Origin of the sequence: Janthinobacterium sp. FW305-128 (assembly GCF_020858135.1) — a bacterium.
Lineage (GTDB): Bacteria > Pseudomonadota > Gammaproteobacteria > Burkholderiales > Burkholderiaceae_D > Janthinobacterium.
Map to the genome: position 1 here is coordinate 71,559 of NZ_JACYMK010000009.1, position 14,220 is coordinate 85,778.

A 14,220-nucleotide genomic window follows, 5' to 3' on the forward strand; every position below is an offset into this window, starting at 1 on the left:
TAGTGGATCATCGTTCCAAAGGGCAGCTGTTTGAAGCTGTCATCGCCGCCGGCCCCGCCACCCTGGCCATCACGGCCGGCTATCCCCTGCTGCTGTACAACCTGGTGCGCACCTGGGCCGACGCCCCCGGCGCCAATGCGCTGGCCGCGCTGCTGCTGACGGGCGGCCTGTGGGCCTTGCTGGAATTCTGGCGCATCGCGCTGGCGACAGTGGCGCGCAAGGCCTATGCATTCAACTGGCGCTTCTGGCTGGCCATCGCCGGCTTCCTTGCCTGCTTCGTGCGTTTCGTGCCGGACATGCCGGCCGGACTGATGCTGCTGTTGCTGGTGCTGCCGGCGCTGGCGTGGACGCATTTCATCTTGTTGCAGATCAAGCGACCGCGCGACCTGTAGGGTTTATTCTTCCTCTTCGGCTTCTGCCTTTAGCCAGGCTATCCGCCCATGGCCCGCCTCATGCAGATGGGCGAGCAGGGCGGTGGCCGCCGTTTCAGGCAGGCTGAAGTCGAACAGCACGTCTTCCCCGTGCGCCACGTTCAGCAGGGTGGCGCCGGCGCCATCGAGTTCGCGGCGCAGCATGCCTTCCATCGCATACGGTACCGTGCAGCGCAGGGTGCGCTGGCGCACGATGGCCGTCTTTTCCGCCTGCAATAACGCTTGCGCCACGCTGTCCGTGTAGGCGCGCACCAGGCCGCCGGCGCCCAGCTTGATCCCGCCAAAGTAGCGCACGACGGTGGCCAGCACGCCTTCCAGGTCCTGGTGGCGCAGCACGTCGAGCATGGGCCGCCCGGCCGTGCCGCTCGGTTCGCCATCGTCGACGGCCGCCGACTGCCCGCCCGCCAGCAGCGCCCAGCACACATGGCAGGCGCCCGGATGCTGCGCCTTCAAGTCATTGACCACCTGCTGCGCGCTGGCGCGGTCCGTCATCGGCTGCACGCAACCGATGAAACGGCTTTTCTTGATGATCAGTTCGCTGTGGACGGGGGCGGCAATGGTAAACGGCATGGCGGGTGCGAAGGCGGGCAAAGCAGCATGATAGAGGAAATGCGCGCCGGGGACGAGCCGTTGGCCGCTTACTCCGTTGCGACGGACACCAGTTCGCGCAGCGCCGCATCGCGCACCTGCAGGATCTCGAACAGTCCCAGCGCGTGCAGGGCGGGCAGGGCGTCGACAATGTCGCGCTCGGCGATGGCCTTGTCCTCGACGCTGCTGGCGTCGTCCAGCCACAGCCTGGCATTGGCGAGAAAAGCGCCCACCGTTCCCTTGCGCACGGTGACGCCATTGAACTGGCCCTGGTTTTGTTGATCCGGTAAGACGTCTTCTGCACGCATGCTGAGCTCCTGAAGGTTGGAAAGACTACACTGTATGATGGCCGGATTGTCTTGCCTGCGTTGTTTATGTCATTCGATACGTCAAATCCGCCAATCTTGCCGCCAGCACCGCCGCTGCGCGCCATGCGCATTGTCCAGCCGCAGGAAAGGGTGACGGGGGCGCACCGCCATGCCAGCGGCCAGCTGTTCGGCGCCATGCGGGGCTTGCTCTCCGTTACGGCCGACAGCGGACATTGGGTGGTGCCGGCCAGCCACTGCGTGTGGGTGCCGCCCCATCACGTCCACGCGCTGCGTTCGCACGGCCCGTTTGCGGGCTGGAGCGTATATGTGGACGAGGCCAGCTGCGCCGGCTTGCCCGCCGCGCCGTGCGTGATGCGCGTCTCGGGCTTGCTGCGCGAGGCGGTGGGCCGCGCCGGCACCTGGGACGAGGGCGCACTGGACGCACTGGATGCGCGGCAGGCCCGGGTGGCGGGCGTGATCCTCGACGAGATCGCCGCCGCGCCGCACGAATCCTTCGGCTTGCCCCTGCCCACGGACCCGCGCCTGCTGCGCGTGGCGCGCGCCGTGCTTGACGACCTGGCCGACGAGCGTGGCGTGGAAGCACTGGCCGCCTGGGCCGGCGTCTCGCCGCGCACCCTGGCGCGCCGATTCACGATCGAGACGGGCTTTACGCCCTCCGCCTGGCGCCAGCGCGCCCGCATCCTGCGCGCGCTGGAACGATTGGCCGCCGGCCAGCCCGTGACGACGATTGCGCTGGACCTGGGCTACGACACGGTGAGCGCCTTTATTGCCATGTTCAAGCGGGTGATGGGCGTGACGCCGGGGAGGTATGGGGATGGCAATGAATCGGGAAATATCGGTATTTGATAAAGCGCAACTTGCTGCAGATAGAGATGGTCAAGGCTGAAATCATGTATGGGTGCCGGACTTGACCCTGACCCCATTTCAATGCTGGAAGAGCACCGCTGCTTTGCACGTCAGATTGAGATGATGAACGCTGGATACCCGTTCTGTTGAATTAGAAAGCGAGTGCCGTCAAGTGTTGGGGGCAAACAACCTTGTCGGATGGGGCGACGTCCTTTGCCAGCCTATGCATATCGGCTAGCGGAAGTACTTTCGTTCCTGTCCATCCCTCAGTGGGAAGCAGGGCTCGGATCGGGGCTTCAGGGCCGTTGTACACTACTGTGGCAGTGTTTGTCTCGAAGTCTATGGCGAAGAATATAAGATAGTCAGCGCGTCCTTTGCCCGGTGTAAATGCTGGTCCGGAGCTGGATTTCCCTGTTGCCTTTACCTGAACAGTCTTGCCGGTGCGGGTTAACGCGTCAACTCCTCCGGTACGCTTTTGAGGGAGTACCAGGTCGAAATGATGCAGAGCCAGCGCTTCGGCAATATCTCCAACAAGACGTCCATCCAGAGTGAACTTTAGCCCAGTGTCCGCATAGTGCGCTACGAGGGCCTGTTGTGCAATCCATAATTTATTGATAACTTCTGGCAGCTTAATGGTATTGACGATATTACGCATTTAAATACCTCTAGCTTGGGTGTTATGGACTGAAAGAGTCTGCGATAAAATGTCGAATGGAATAAATAAAATTCGATTCATTCACGCTGATGAGCGGCAAAGCCAGATAACTGTCGTGTGGATTAGTCAGGCTTGGCCGAGTAATCATTCTCCTTCGAAGTAGTCTGAGTCGATCTTCTTGAGCTCGTACATGCCGATGGTTGACACACCCACATTATGATCAATCATCATTGCTGCCAGTTGCTGGCCATCAATGAGAATAATCTTCGTATTTATTAGGCTGGCAAACTCCACAGCTTCCCGGGAATAGGTAGACGTAGTAATGAAGACTCCCTTACTTGCTCGCTGTCCCTGCAGCGCTCCAGCAAATTTCTGAATCTCTGGCCGGCCCACGGTCCCCTCCCACCGCTTAGCTTGGACATAAATAACGTCTAGGCCAAGCTTGTCTTCTTTGATAATTCCATCTATCCCGCCATCACCGCTTTTTCCTATTGCGCGGCCAGCGTCTTGCCGTGAGCCACCATAGCCCATTCCAACGAGAAGATCGATCACCAGACGCTCGAAAAACACCGGTGTAACCGATTTCACTTGCTCAAGCAAGTCTAGTTCGAGCTCGGATCGTAGCCGACCATAGGCAAAAGCGAGTTGATCCTCAGGGGTTTGGGTGGCAGACGATTCCTGTTCTGCTTGTCGCGGAACTACAGCATTATTCTCTGCCGTAGTGTCGCGTCGACGTGCACGGAAAGCGCGAAACTCATCGAACTGCTCTAAAGTCGCGACATTAATTTGTGCTGGCCCTTTTGCTAAAAATGCCTTACCTCGTTCGGTTATTTGGAAAACGCCACGTTTTGGCGAGGTCAGCAACCCAGCCTGTTTCAGGTATGTTCTTGCCCATCCAACACGGTTGTCAAAAAGTGGTGCGGTCCCGCTCGGTAGCATCTCACTTCGCTCCTCATCCGTGAGGGCAAAGTCTTGGGTTAAGCATTCAATTGCGTCACGAGATCGATACTCCTTCCCGTCAGCCGCGAGACGAAGTAAGGGAAGCATAACAGTTTGATAATCGGGGATTGACATGAATTTTTTTGCCTTTAATACATAGATGCCGTTCACCAAGAGATACTAGCCTTAAAAGCAAGTAAAAGTGAATCAGTCATGTTACTTATCCGCAATGATTAATGCAACTAGCGGCATGTGATTCGCCCTGTGCAACGTGTCTCCAGTCGGTAGGAATTCAGCAGAAAATGAGAGCATGCGGCAAATGCGTTTTGGCTATTGGAGAGCGGAGAAGGCGGGGGCCGAACGGATCGCTGGGGATCGTTCGGAGCAACTGCTTAGCTCGTCAAAGCGACCTATTTTTTGCATGCATGGTCATCGCAGAAGACTCTGAAGCTGTGGGTCGGACGGGACCACATGTTTCCGAGGCGAGCGGAAACAAAGCAGAAACAAAAAAGCCAACCGCGAACGGTTGGCTTCTCTGAAGTATTTGGTAGGCCGTGCGGGATTCGAACCTGCGACCAACGGATTAAAAGTCCGCTGCTCTACCAGCTGAGCTAACGACCCAAAAACTTTTACAACTGCACTGCGGTAACGCTGTGCCGTATCAACATGCTTGCCATGATGACGACTGAATCTTGGTAGGCCGTGCGGGATTCGAACCTGCGACCAACGGATTAAAAGTCCGCTGCTCTACCAGCTGAGCTAACGACCCAAGGGCGGCTATTATGACGGCCAACGGCGGTTTTGGGAAGGGCCGGGGTGGAAAAAAGCCTTGCGTGGCCCTCATGCTCGGTCTAATATAGGTAGATAGTCTACCTATTTAACTCATTCCATGCCCACTACCGAAGACCTTCCTATCCCCGAACGCGCGCTGGCGCTGTCCGATGACTTGCGCGTGGCGTTCAAGCGCCTGTTGCGCTCCATGCAGCGCGAAGGGGGCGAGCTGGAGGGCGGCGTATCGATGATGCAGTACATGCTGCTGGCGCTGATCCACGAGCAGCCCGGAATCGGCGTGGCCGCGCTGGCGCGGCTGCAGAACGTGCGCGGGCCCACCGTCAGCGCCCAGGTCAAGTCGCTCGAAGAGGCGGGGCTGGTCGAGCGCAGCGCGCCCGATCCGCAGGACCGCCGGCGTTCGGGCCTGCACGTGTCCGCGCAAGGCCTGGCCATGCTCGAAGCCCTGCGCGCGCGGCGCCGCGATGCGCTGGCGCGCCGCATCGCCCGCCTGACGCCGCAGCAGGTCGATGCGCTGGAAGCCGCCATGCAGCCGCTGCTTGAGATCGGCCAAGCATGAGCGGCCACGATCAAGCCTCCGATGCTGTAAAACCCGTCACCGAGCGCGAAGTGCGCGCCATCTACCTGGGGCTGATGGCCGTGCTGGGCCTGGGCGCGCTGGACCAGAGCATCGTCGCCACGGCCTTGCCGCGCATCGTCGACGACCTGGGCGGCATGGCGCATCTGTCGTGGGTGGTGACGGCGTATGTGCTGGCGTCGACGGCCACCATGCCCCTGTACGGCAAGCTGGCCGACCAGTACGGCCGCCGCCCCATGATCTTCACGGCGCTGCTGACCTTTTTGCTCGGCTCCGTGCTGTGCGGGCTGGCGCAAAACATGACGGAGCTGATCATTTTCCGCGCCATCCAGGGCCTCGGCGCGGGCGGCTTCATGCCGCTGGCGCAAATCATCATCGGCGACATCGTGCCGCCGGCCGAGCGGGGCAAGCGGCAGGGCATGGTGCCCATCGTGTTTGCCGTCACCAGCGTGCTGGGCCCCGTGCTGGGCGGCGTCATCACGGATGCCCTGTCGTGGCACTGGATTTTCTATGTCAACCTGCCCATCGGCGCGGCCGCCTTTGTCATCATCGCGCGCGCCATGCGCAAACCGGCGCGCACGCATGCGCACAAGATCGACTACCTGGGTTCCGCCTTGCTGACGGGCGCCGTCACGGCGGCCCTGCTGGTGCTGGCGCTGGGCGGCACGGAGTGGCCGTGGGATTCTCTTGCTATCAAGGTGTGCGGCGGCATTGCCGTGCTGTTGGGCGCCTGGCTGGCCTTCCACGTGGGCAGGGTGGACGAACCCGTGCTGCCGCCCGACCTGTTCGAGAACCGCACTTTCAATATCGCCAGCCTGGTGATGGCCATGACTTTCATGGGTCTGATGGGCGCCAGCGTCTTCTTTCCCCTGTTCTTCCAGCTGGTGATGGGTACGAGTCCCGCCGAATCGGGCGTGATGACGGTGGCGATGATGGTGGGGCTGGTGGCGTCGTCGATGTTCAACGGCCGGGTGCTGTCGCGCTCGGGCAAGTACAAGATGGTGCAGGTGGCGGGACTGGCCGTGGCGCTGCTGGCGTTTGCCGTGCTGGCCTGGGCCATGGAAACGTCGCGCGGTTACTGGATCATCGAGCCGGCCATCTTCCTGCTCGGCACGGGATTAGGATTGGTGATGCCGAACATGACGATCGCCGTGCAAAATGCCTTGCCCCTGGCGCGCCGCGGCGTGGGCACTGCCATGCTGGCCTTTTTCCGCTCGCTGGGCGGCTTGCTCGGCGTGACAGCGTCCGGCGCCATCCTCGCGCACCAGCTGCACAAGCATGGCGTGGAAGCCGTGTCGGCGCTGGGCGCGCATGCGGCGGTGCAGACGGTCGAGGTGTACCGTCATGCGATCGCCAGCGTGTTTGGCGCCGGCGCCGTGCTGCTGCTATTGGGACTGGTCGCCTTGCTGTTCCTGCCGGAACTGCCCCTGGAGGGGCATCCGGCGGCGGCGAAGGCGAAAGATGATCAGTAGCGTTCGAGCCAGTGCGCGTACGGCGCCGGCAGGGTCCACGAGGCGCGCTCCACGCCGAGCTCCTTGGCGGCAAAGTATGCCCAGTGCGGATTGGCCAGGTGCGCTTTGCCGACCATCACCACGTCGAGCTGTTCTTCCTTGACGACGCGCTCGGCGATGGCCGGCGTGCCGAAGCCCCAGGCGGACGAGACAGGTACGCCCGCCTCCGTGCGCACGCGCTCGGCGATCGGGCCCATGAAGGCCGGGCCCCACGGAATCGACACGTCGGGAATGGTAAAGCCCATGCTGACGCTGATCATGTCCATGCCCGCATCCTTGAACTGGCGCACGAGGCCGATCGATTCGAGCAGGGTTTGCTCGTCGCGGCCGTCGAATTCCAGCACGCCGAAACGGATGGTCAGCGGCAGGTGCTCGGGCCACACTTCACGCACGGCTTTCAAGGTTTCCAGCAGGAAGCGGCTGCGGTTTTCCACGCTGCCGCCATAGATGTCGTCGCGCTGGTTCGAATGGGCGGAAAAGAAGCTTTGTGCCAGGTAGCCGTGGGCGAAGTGCAGTTCCAGCCACTCGAAGCCCACTTCGCGGGCGCGAATGGCCGCGTCGACGAAGTTCTGTTTCACGCGGGCGATATCGTCGAGGTCCATGGCGCGCGGCACCTTGCCCAAGCCGCCGCCGAAGGCGATGGCGGACGGGGCGATGGTTTGCCAGCCGCGCGCGTCGCCTTCAGCAATGTGGTCGTCGCCTTCCCATGGGCGGTTGGCGCTGGCCTTGCGGCCCGCGTGGGCAATCTGGATGCCGGGCACGGAGCCGGCCGCCTTGATGGCTTTCACGACGGGCATGAAGGCTTGCGCCAGATCATCGTTCCAGATGCCCGTGCAGCCTGGCGTGATGCGGCCTTCGGGCGCCACGGCCGTCGCTTCGACGATCACTAGCCCGGCGCCGCCACGGGCCATGCCCGCGTAATGCGACAGATGCCAGTCGTTGGCCTGGCCATCGACGGCCATGTACTGGCACATGGGCGGCACGGCGATGCGGTTGCGCAAGGTGATGTCTTTGAGGGTGTAGGGCTGGAAGAGGGCGGACATGGTGGCCTTTGTGTGTGTGGATGAAAAAGTAGGGGAGTGCTGATTCGGTAGTTCGTAAATATTCGAAGAATGGAATTAGTATAGCGCATGCTGTATGATTCTGCTCATGCGTCCACACAAACATCCTCCCGCCAGCGAATTCGTCCTCGAGCGCGTGCTCTACGCCTTGAGCGATTCGATCCGCCTCGACATCGTGCGCCACCTGGCTAGAGTCGACGCGGCTGCTTGCGGCGACCTCGACGGTGGGCGGCCGAAATCGACCGTCTCCCACCATTTCAAGGTCTTGCGCGAAGCGGGCCTCGTCTACACGGAAAACGCGGGCACGACGCACATGAACACCCTGCGCCGCGCCGATATCGACAGCCGTTTCCCCGGCTTGCTCGACGCCATCCTCGCGCAGCAGCCGCAAGCGAATCAGCCCTGAGTCAGTCCTGAATCTGCCGTAGAATGCCTGCAAGATTGCCGAATTTGCAGCATGGGCGGGCAGTCCTGACTTGAAGGGCTGACGACGCATGAAAAATTTCGCACGGTACCGCTGGTGGTGCGCCGCCGCTTTCGTACTGCTGACTGGCTGCTGGCCTTACACGGAGCCGGCCACGGGCGAATACGCCGCCGTGCTGCGGCGCGGCGAAAAGGTGACCAAGGCCGATACCTACGGGCGGTTTGCCGCCTTGTCGGTCGAGTACCGCCAGGGCGGCGGCTCCCTGATGTCCACCGAGAATCACTCCATGCGGCTGATATATAACGACAAAATCGTCGTCAAGACCACCGATGGCATCGAACGCTGGACCGATTTCGCCCAGCCCGTGTATTTCGTCAAGCGGCAGGAAGACGACGGCATGCTGGCGCTGGTCCACGAGCAGGCGGGCAAGGCCGTGGTCGAGAAGATTGCGGCGTCGGAATACGGCTACCGTGGCAATGAGACGTACATGCATGGCTTCCCCCTGTCTCCGGGCTTGCGCTATTTCCCCGTCGATCAGCGTCCCGGTTTCCTGTTGCGTGGCCTGCCGCTGAAAACCACCGTGCTGCCCAGTCCGCCCGAAGGGGACGGCTACCTGCAAGCCTATGTTCTGGCGGCCATCTCGCCCGACGGGGCATCGTTTGCCTATGTTGACAGCGAATATGCGCCGTCCGTGATGCTGGTGGTCGATGCGGACGGCAAGCGGCGCGATCCCATTCCCTTGCCGAGAATCTACCTGGCGGACGCGCCCAGCTATCAATTCAACCCCTACGAGCGGCTGTGGGCCTGGTCGCGCACGGCGTTCGCATGGCACAAGAACGGCGCGGGCAGCTGGGAGGTCCGTCCGGACGGTATTTCGCCTGGCGCTGCCGGCGCACGCAGTGTAGTCGAGGAATTGTTTATCAGCGATCAAACCGGCTACCGTCGCTGTTTTGCCGCCGCCAATGCCGCCTGTCTGCCGGGCTGGCGCGCCGCGAACGCCGCCGAGCAGGCCAGGACTTTTGTGCGGGACGGCGACGCGCCGCCGTTTGCCTACGTGCCATCAGCCCCAACGGCCGCTTTTGGCTCCGCGGTCGGTGTGCTGTTGCTGTCCAGGGAATGCTGCCGTGTGCCGTCCTACCATCTGTATCTGGATGGCGCGCCGGCAGCGGTGACGGCGCAATTGTCCGCGCGCTTGCGCGAGAGCAAGACGCCTTTCGTGCGCGTCGATGAGTGTCCGCGCCGCACTGGCAATGACGGCAAGTGCGCGGCGCAACTGGCGCAGCAGCTCAAGCGGCCGGAATCGCTGGGGCGCGAGCTGGAGCAGTTGCTCGACACCTGGGACGAGCGGGATGGCGTGCTGTTCGTCATGCCGTCGATGGTGGTCGCGGTGCGCGCGAACGCGCAGGGCGGCAGCGTGATCCAGACCCTGTTGCGCGCCGATTTGTCGCGCAAGGACTGATGCAGCTCATCTGCCGCGCGTCACCAAAGTGCCAGGCTCGGCTATGATGTCGGCCTTTCGGTAAATCCTCAGCCGCGCGCCTGTTGCGCGATGGGCTGGCGACACTACCTGGCACGGCAAGGATTGGGAATGACGGCAGCAGCAGTGGTATTACAGGCGGACCTGGCAAATCGTCCGCAGTTTGGCTGGATCAATGGTTTGAAGGCAGGCGCGGCGCAGTTGATCGTGTTGCACCATCTGGCGTTTTACGGGCCCATGTCCGACTACGTGCAGCCCCTGTGGCCCGAGTTGCTGGACTGGCTGGGCGGCAGCGCGCGCATCGCCGTGCAAGTGTTTCTCGTCATCGGCGGCTTTCTCGTCGCCAAGTCCCTCTCTCCCGCCGGCCGTCCCGGCATCGCCAGGCCGCTGCAGGCCGTCTGGCGCCGCTATGCCAAGCTGGCGCCGCCTTTCCTGGCGGCCACCTTGCTCGCGGCCATCATCACCCCTGTGGCCGGCATCTGGATGATGCACGACTCCATGTCGGCCGCCGTCACCCTGGGCCAGCTGAGCGCCCATGCCTTGCTGCTGCACGGCGTGCTGGGCTATGAGTCGCTGTCGGCCGGCGCCTGGTATGTGGCCATCGATTTCCAGCTGTACCTGCTGACGGTATTGCTGCTGTGGCTGGGCGGCCGCCTGGCCGGCCAGCGGCGCGGGCACTGGCTGATGCCGCTGGCCATCACTGTGGGCATCACTTTTTCCCTGTTGTATTTCAACCTCGATGCGGGCTGGGATAACTGGGCGCCGTATTTCTTCGGCAGCTATGGCCTGGGGCTCATGGCCTGGTGGGCCAGCGACCCGGCCCGCAAGCCCGGCGCCATGACCGCGCTCATGGCCATGGCCGCCGTGCCCGTCCTGCTGGCCCTGGCCGTCGACTACCGCAGCCGGATCGCCCTGGCCCTGATCGTCGCCTGCGCCCTGTTCCTGTTCGGCCGCGCCCGCACCCCGTCGCAGGGCCGTGCCTGGAATATCGTCAACACTCTGGGCCGCATCTCGTATGCCGTCTTCCTCGTGCACTTCCCCGTCAGCCTGCTGGTGAATGCGCTGTTTATCAGCTATGTCCCGCTCGAACCGGAGTGGCAGGCGCTGGGCATGCTGACGGCTTGGGGCGCCAGCCTGGCGGCCGGCGCCGCGTTTTACCGCTGGGTGGAGGTGCCGCTGGGGCGGGTGGTAGGCAGTGTGGTGGCGCATCTGGCCGGGAGGCAGGCGTTGGTGTCGCGTTAAAATCGGCGATCTAGCTGTTCCGATACTGCCCTTGGCTCGAAAATAGGCTGGTTGTTTCCATTATTTGTTACTACAATAAATAATGAGAATCACTTTTGATGCTGTCAAGCGTGAAAAGACGCTCAGCGAGCGCGGTCTCGACTTTGCGCGTGCGCGCGAAGTGTTTGGCGGACTCACCATGACGCTGCCGGACCAGCGCCAGGACTATGGCGAACCCCGCTTCATCACTGCCGGCTGGCTCGACGAGCGCCTGGTAGTACTGGTCTGGACGCCGCGTGGACTGGCGCGCAGAATCATCAGCATGAGGAAAGCAAATGAACGCGAAATCGCAAAATACTGGCAAAGCCTGGGTTGATCCCGACGATGCGCCCGAATTGACGGACGGTTTTTTCGAGCAGGGCGTCTGGCAAGTGGGCGACAAGCCCGTTTCCCGTCCCGAGGCGCAACAGGAAGTGGCGCGCCGCCGCGGCAGGCCCGCCGGCACTGGTGGCAAAGTAAGCACGACCATACGCTTCGACGCCGAGATCCTCGATGCCTTCAAGGCCACGGGTGATGGGTGGCAAACGCGCATGAATGATGCGCTGAAGGAGTGGTTGCGGGCGCGGCGGGTGTAGTGTTTTTTGCGCCAGTCTTGATTGAAATCGTGTGCGAATCGTGGAGGGAGTCCCGGCCGTCCATGATGGAGAGTTTTTTCTTGATCGCATGACTCAATTTCATGAAATGCGATCAAGAGCTTTAAATTTCAATTAGCGTTTTCGATATTGGAAATTAAAGGCCGATGCATTCGGATCTACAACTTCAATTTTTTCTTCGGCGCGAAGTTTTTGGAGTGCTTTCTTTACCTTGTTAATATCATCTTCCCCGCTAAGCTGTCTTGCTAGCTTGTTGGTTACTATAGAGTTTGGAGCGCTATTTAAATATTGCAATACAACGTCTTCAATAGATGCGATTCGTTGATGTCGCATGATAACCACAAATGCATTGCCTCGTTGCTCAAAAAAAGGCGCAACTAACCCAGCTTTAGCTAGCTCATTTCGAACTGTGTCGAGGCCTTCTCCAATGTCATGATTCAGTGGGTCTGGAAGATTGTGCAGCATTCGAACCAAGTTCGGATTTCGTGAAAAACGTTCATCATAGAGATTTTCAATCGTCATGTAGCCAGGTAATACGCCGGGACTAGAAATTTCAAGGCGATTGTCAAATATTCTAATGTGAATATCATCATTTAAGCTGTAGTCTCGATGAATAACAGCATTGACTAGAACCTCTTTAATTGCCTCAGCTGGATAGCGAAGGGAGACAAGTTTTTTTCCTTCGTAATAAGAGGATCCATCTAGCAATTCAGAAACTTTCAGGATGGTCTTTAATATTAGTTCTTCTATGGGGCCATTTATTGTGGCTGGCATTTCGGCAAGGTGCTCGCGTTTGTATTCCGCGTCCGAGGTTCTGAGACGATATACTTTAATGGCGCATCTGGTTTCTATACTAGCCTGTGGCTCTTCGTCAAAGAGCAATACACAACCTACATTTGGAACATGTTTTTTTTCTTTTTCTATGAGTAGGCGTTGCTTCCGAAGAAATTTTTCCATGCCAAGTGCAGTTGGCGTTCTTTCGATATACGAAGCCAGAACACGAGATTCAATGATTTCTTGTAGATTTACAGAATCAACGCCAACACGTTCGTATGGGGCTGAGCCTTTTGAATAGGCGAGACTTGTGATGCGTTCGCCTTTTATCTTGACTTTCCCACCATTTAATCGGATGAAGCATTCACCTGTGCCTGTGTAGTGAACTTTTGGACTCTTGGGTATAGATATATGTAGGATGTGTCCGCCTGTTGATGGTTGTAGGAATTCGATGTCTACATTTTCAACTGACGGTGTGGTTTGTTCTAGTAATACTGTAAGGATGTTGTTTGCCTCTTCTTTTTGGGAAAAGGGTTGCAGTCGATTACCCTTACATTTCTTATCTTCGATTCCAATGAATAAGTCTCCCCCATCGGCATTAGCAAATGCGACGAAAGACTCCTGAAGTTTGGATGGAAGTATTTGTTTTCCTTTGAGATCAAAAAAATGATCCTCTTCAGTGGCGAGAAGTTTGGAAAGTTCCTGTTGGGTGAGCTTTCTATCGTCTATCATCATATATTCTTAGAGTTCTGGCAAGCTTGTACTATACCTAAATTCGAGGCGAAAAGCTCATAGGTATTCCGATCTATTCGCAGTTGACCGGGCACAAAACAAAAAAGCCAACCGCGAACGGTTGGCTTCTCTGACGTATTTGGTAGGCCGTGCGGGATTCGAACCTGCGACCAACGGATTAAAAGTCCGCTGCTCTACCAGCTGAGCTAACGACCCAAAAACTTTTTACAACAACTTCGGTAACACTGTGCCGTAAAAAAATGCTTGCTATAACAACTCGCAAGCAGATCAGTACTGCGTATTCGTGGTAGGCCGTGCGGGATTCGAACCTGCGACCAACGGATTAAAAGTCCGCTGCTCTACCAGCTGAGCTAACGACCCGAAGAAGAAAGATTATAGGGGGTGCCCGGGATTCTGTCAAACCTAACGGGCAACTTTTTCCCCGCTTTTACTTTTTGCCGGCCCGTTCCTTGGCCGCTTGCGCCGCGCTGGAGTCCGGGTAGCGCGAGATCAGGGCGTTCAGCGTCTTGGTCGCGTTCGGCTTGTCTTTCAGCTCCGTGTAGCAGCTGGCGATGTTGAGCATGGCGTCGGGCGCCTTCGGGCTGTCCGCGTAGTGTTTCAGCACTGCCTGCTGGGCCGTGATGGCGTTTTTGCAGTCGCGCTGGGCGTAATAGGCGTTGCCCAGCCAGTATTGCGCGTTGGCTGCGTACGCCGATTCCGGATAGCGCTTGACGAAGGCGTCCAGGGCCGTGACGGCGCCCTTGTAGTCGCCCGACTTGAACAGGCCGAACGCGGACTCGTACGCGCTTTGTTCGGACACGCCGACGGCCGCTTCCTGGCCGTCGATGGTGACCTGGCGCGGTTCGAGCTTGCGCAGGCGCGCGTCGATGTCGGTGTAGAAATCCTTCTGGCGCTTTTGCACATTCGCCAGGTCGTTGCCCAGCACTTCGATCTGGCCGCGCAGGCGGGCGATCTCTTGCATGGTCTGGTCGTGCTGGTTGAGCAGGCTCAGGGTGCTGGTCTTGTCCGCCTTGGCGTCGATGCGGCCGTTCAGGTCGCGCGCCATCGCGTCGACCTTGGCGCGCAGCTCGAGGATGGCTTTGCGTGCTTCGTCGTCGTCGAACAGGGCGGCGTTGGCGTGCAGGGGCAGGTAGGCAAACGCGGCCATCAAGGCGGCGGCGACGCCGGCTTTCGAGAATGTCATCATGGGTCG

The 14,220-nt window shown here is 59.8% G+C and carries 16 protein-coding genes and 4 tRNA genes; 9 read left to right on the plus strand and 11 right to left on the minus strand.

Annotated elements, in window-relative coordinates; all coding sequences use genetic code 11:
• Positions 1-2: 2 nt before the first annotated feature.
• Positions 3-392 carry a hypothetical protein gene (locus IGS60_RS18990; RefSeq protein ID WP_070224691.1) on the plus strand — a complete coding sequence of 130 codons (390 nt, stop codon included), beginning with the start codon at positions 3-5 and terminating at the stop codon, positions 390-392.
• A gap of 3 nt (positions 393-395) precedes the next feature.
• Here IGS60_RS18990 and IGS60_RS18995 read toward each other — a convergent pair whose 3' ends face one another.
• Both IGS60_RS18995 and IGS60_RS19000 read right to left on the minus strand, forming a co-directional pair.
• Entirely contained in the window at positions 396-1,001 is a 606-nt protein-coding gene (locus IGS60_RS18995; protein WP_230505845.1) for a YigZ family protein, read from the minus strand.
• Between the two features lie 68 nt (positions 1,002-1,069).
• Positions 1,070-1,327 carry a hypothetical protein gene (locus tag IGS60_RS19000; protein WP_230505846.1) on the minus strand — a complete coding sequence of 86 codons (258 nt, stop codon included), beginning with the start codon at positions 1,325-1,327 and terminating at the stop codon, positions 1,070-1,072.
• Positions 1,328-1,450: 123 nt separating this feature from the next.
• On the opposite strand from IGS60_RS19000, the gene IGS60_RS19005 reads away from it, so the two are divergent.
• Positions 1,451-2,194 carry a helix-turn-helix domain-containing protein gene (locus tag IGS60_RS19005; RefSeq protein WP_230505959.1) on the plus strand — a complete coding sequence of 248 codons (744 nt, stop codon included), beginning with the start codon at positions 1,451-1,453 and terminating at the stop codon, positions 2,192-2,194.
• A 151-nt stretch (positions 2,195-2,345) separates the two neighbouring features.
• On the opposite strand, the gene IGS60_RS19010 is transcribed toward IGS60_RS19005, so the two are convergent.
• From IGS60_RS19010 to IGS60_RS19025, 4 genes are all read right to left on the minus strand, one after another.
• The gene (locus IGS60_RS19010) at positions 2,346-2,849 is read right to left on the minus strand and encodes a hypothetical protein (protein WP_070308536.1); all 504 of its coding nucleotides are present in this window, start codon (positions 2,847-2,849) and stop codon (positions 2,346-2,348) included.
• 144 nt (positions 2,850-2,993) lie between these two features.
• Positions 2,994-3,959, minus strand: coding sequence for a restriction endonuclease (locus IGS60_RS19015; RefSeq protein ID WP_230505960.1), 966 nt, complete (start codon positions 3,957-3,959; stop codon positions 2,994-2,996).
• A gap of 374 nt (positions 3,960-4,333) precedes the next feature.
• Positions 4,334-4,409: transfer RNA gene (locus IGS60_RS19020), tRNA-Lys, on the minus strand.
• A gap of 72 nt (positions 4,410-4,481) precedes the next feature.
• A tRNA-Lys gene (locus IGS60_RS19025) sits at positions 4,482-4,557 on the minus strand.
• A 120-nt stretch (positions 4,558-4,677) separates the two neighbouring features.
• Here IGS60_RS19025 and IGS60_RS19030 point away from each other — a divergent pair.
• Both IGS60_RS19030 and IGS60_RS19035 read left to right on the plus strand, forming a co-directional pair.
• Positions 4,678-5,136 (plus strand): MarR family winged helix-turn-helix transcriptional regulator, encoded by a 459-nt coding sequence (locus tag IGS60_RS19030; protein WP_230505847.1) that lies wholly within the window; start codon positions 4,678-4,680, stop codon positions 5,134-5,136.
• Positions 5,133-6,626, plus strand: a complete 1,494-nt coding sequence (locus IGS60_RS19035; RefSeq protein ID WP_230505848.1) for an MDR family MFS transporter — start codon at positions 5,133-5,135, stop codon at positions 6,624-6,626. Before IGS60_RS19030 ends, IGS60_RS19035 begins: the two co-directional genes overlap by 4 nt.
• Here IGS60_RS19035 and IGS60_RS19040 read toward each other — a convergent pair.
• Positions 6,620-7,708 carry an NADH:flavin oxidoreductase/NADH oxidase gene (locus IGS60_RS19040; protein ID WP_230505849.1) on the minus strand — a complete coding sequence of 363 codons (1,089 nt, stop codon included), beginning with the start codon at positions 7,706-7,708 and terminating at the stop codon, positions 6,620-6,622. The genes IGS60_RS19035 and IGS60_RS19040 overlap by 7 nt on opposite strands.
• A gap of 106 nt (positions 7,709-7,814) precedes the next feature.
• Between IGS60_RS19040 and IGS60_RS19045 the strand changes: the two genes are divergently transcribed.
• The 5 genes from IGS60_RS19045 (at position 7,815) to IGS60_RS19065 (ending at position 11,483) form a co-directional block, all read left to right on the plus strand.
• A complete protein-coding gene (locus IGS60_RS19045; protein ID WP_070290678.1) occupies positions 7,815-8,132 on the plus strand; it encodes a helix-turn-helix transcriptional regulator in 318 nt (105 codons plus the stop codon).
• 88 nt (positions 8,133-8,220) lie between these two features.
• Positions 8,221-9,609 carry a hypothetical protein gene (locus IGS60_RS19050; protein WP_230505850.1) on the plus strand — a complete coding sequence of 463 codons (1,389 nt, stop codon included), beginning with the start codon at positions 8,221-8,223 and terminating at the stop codon, positions 9,607-9,609.
• A gap of 129 nt (positions 9,610-9,738) precedes the next feature.
• Entirely contained in the window at positions 9,739-10,869 is a 1,131-nt protein-coding gene (locus IGS60_RS19055) for an acyltransferase (protein ID WP_230505851.1), read from the plus strand.
• 82 nt (positions 10,870-10,951) lie between these two features.
• Positions 10,952-11,224 carry a BrnT family toxin gene (locus IGS60_RS19060; RefSeq protein ID WP_230505852.1) on the plus strand — a complete coding sequence of 91 codons (273 nt, stop codon included), beginning with the start codon at positions 10,952-10,954 and terminating at the stop codon, positions 11,222-11,224.
• Positions 11,184-11,483: a BrnA antitoxin family protein gene (locus tag IGS60_RS19065; protein ID WP_230505853.1), complete on the plus strand. Its 300-nt coding sequence runs from the start codon at positions 11,184-11,186 to the stop codon at positions 11,481-11,483. Before IGS60_RS19060 ends, IGS60_RS19065 begins: the two co-directional genes overlap by 41 nt.
• 132 nt (positions 11,484-11,615) lie before the next feature.
• On the opposite strand, the gene IGS60_RS19070 is transcribed toward IGS60_RS19065, so the two are convergent.
• The 4 genes from IGS60_RS19070 to ybgF all read right to left on the minus strand — a co-directional run bounded on the left by IGS60_RS19070 (position 11,616) and on the right by ybgF (position 14,214).
• On the minus strand, positions 11,616-13,010 hold the full coding sequence (locus IGS60_RS19070; RefSeq protein ID WP_230505854.1) for an ATP-binding protein: 1,395 nt from the start codon (positions 13,008-13,010) through the stop codon (positions 11,616-11,618).
• Between the two features lie 137 nt (positions 13,011-13,147).
• Positions 13,148-13,223, minus strand: a tRNA-Lys gene (locus tag IGS60_RS19075).
• A gap of 89 nt (positions 13,224-13,312) precedes the next feature.
• Positions 13,313-13,388 (minus strand) — tRNA-Lys (locus IGS60_RS19080).
• Positions 13,389-13,455: 67 nt separating this feature from the next.
• Positions 13,456-14,214: a tol-pal system protein YbgF gene (ybgF, locus tag IGS60_RS19085; RefSeq protein ID WP_070219558.1), complete on the minus strand. Its 759-nt coding sequence runs from the start codon at positions 14,212-14,214 to the stop codon at positions 13,456-13,458.
• Positions 14,215-14,220: the final 6 nt, after the last annotated feature.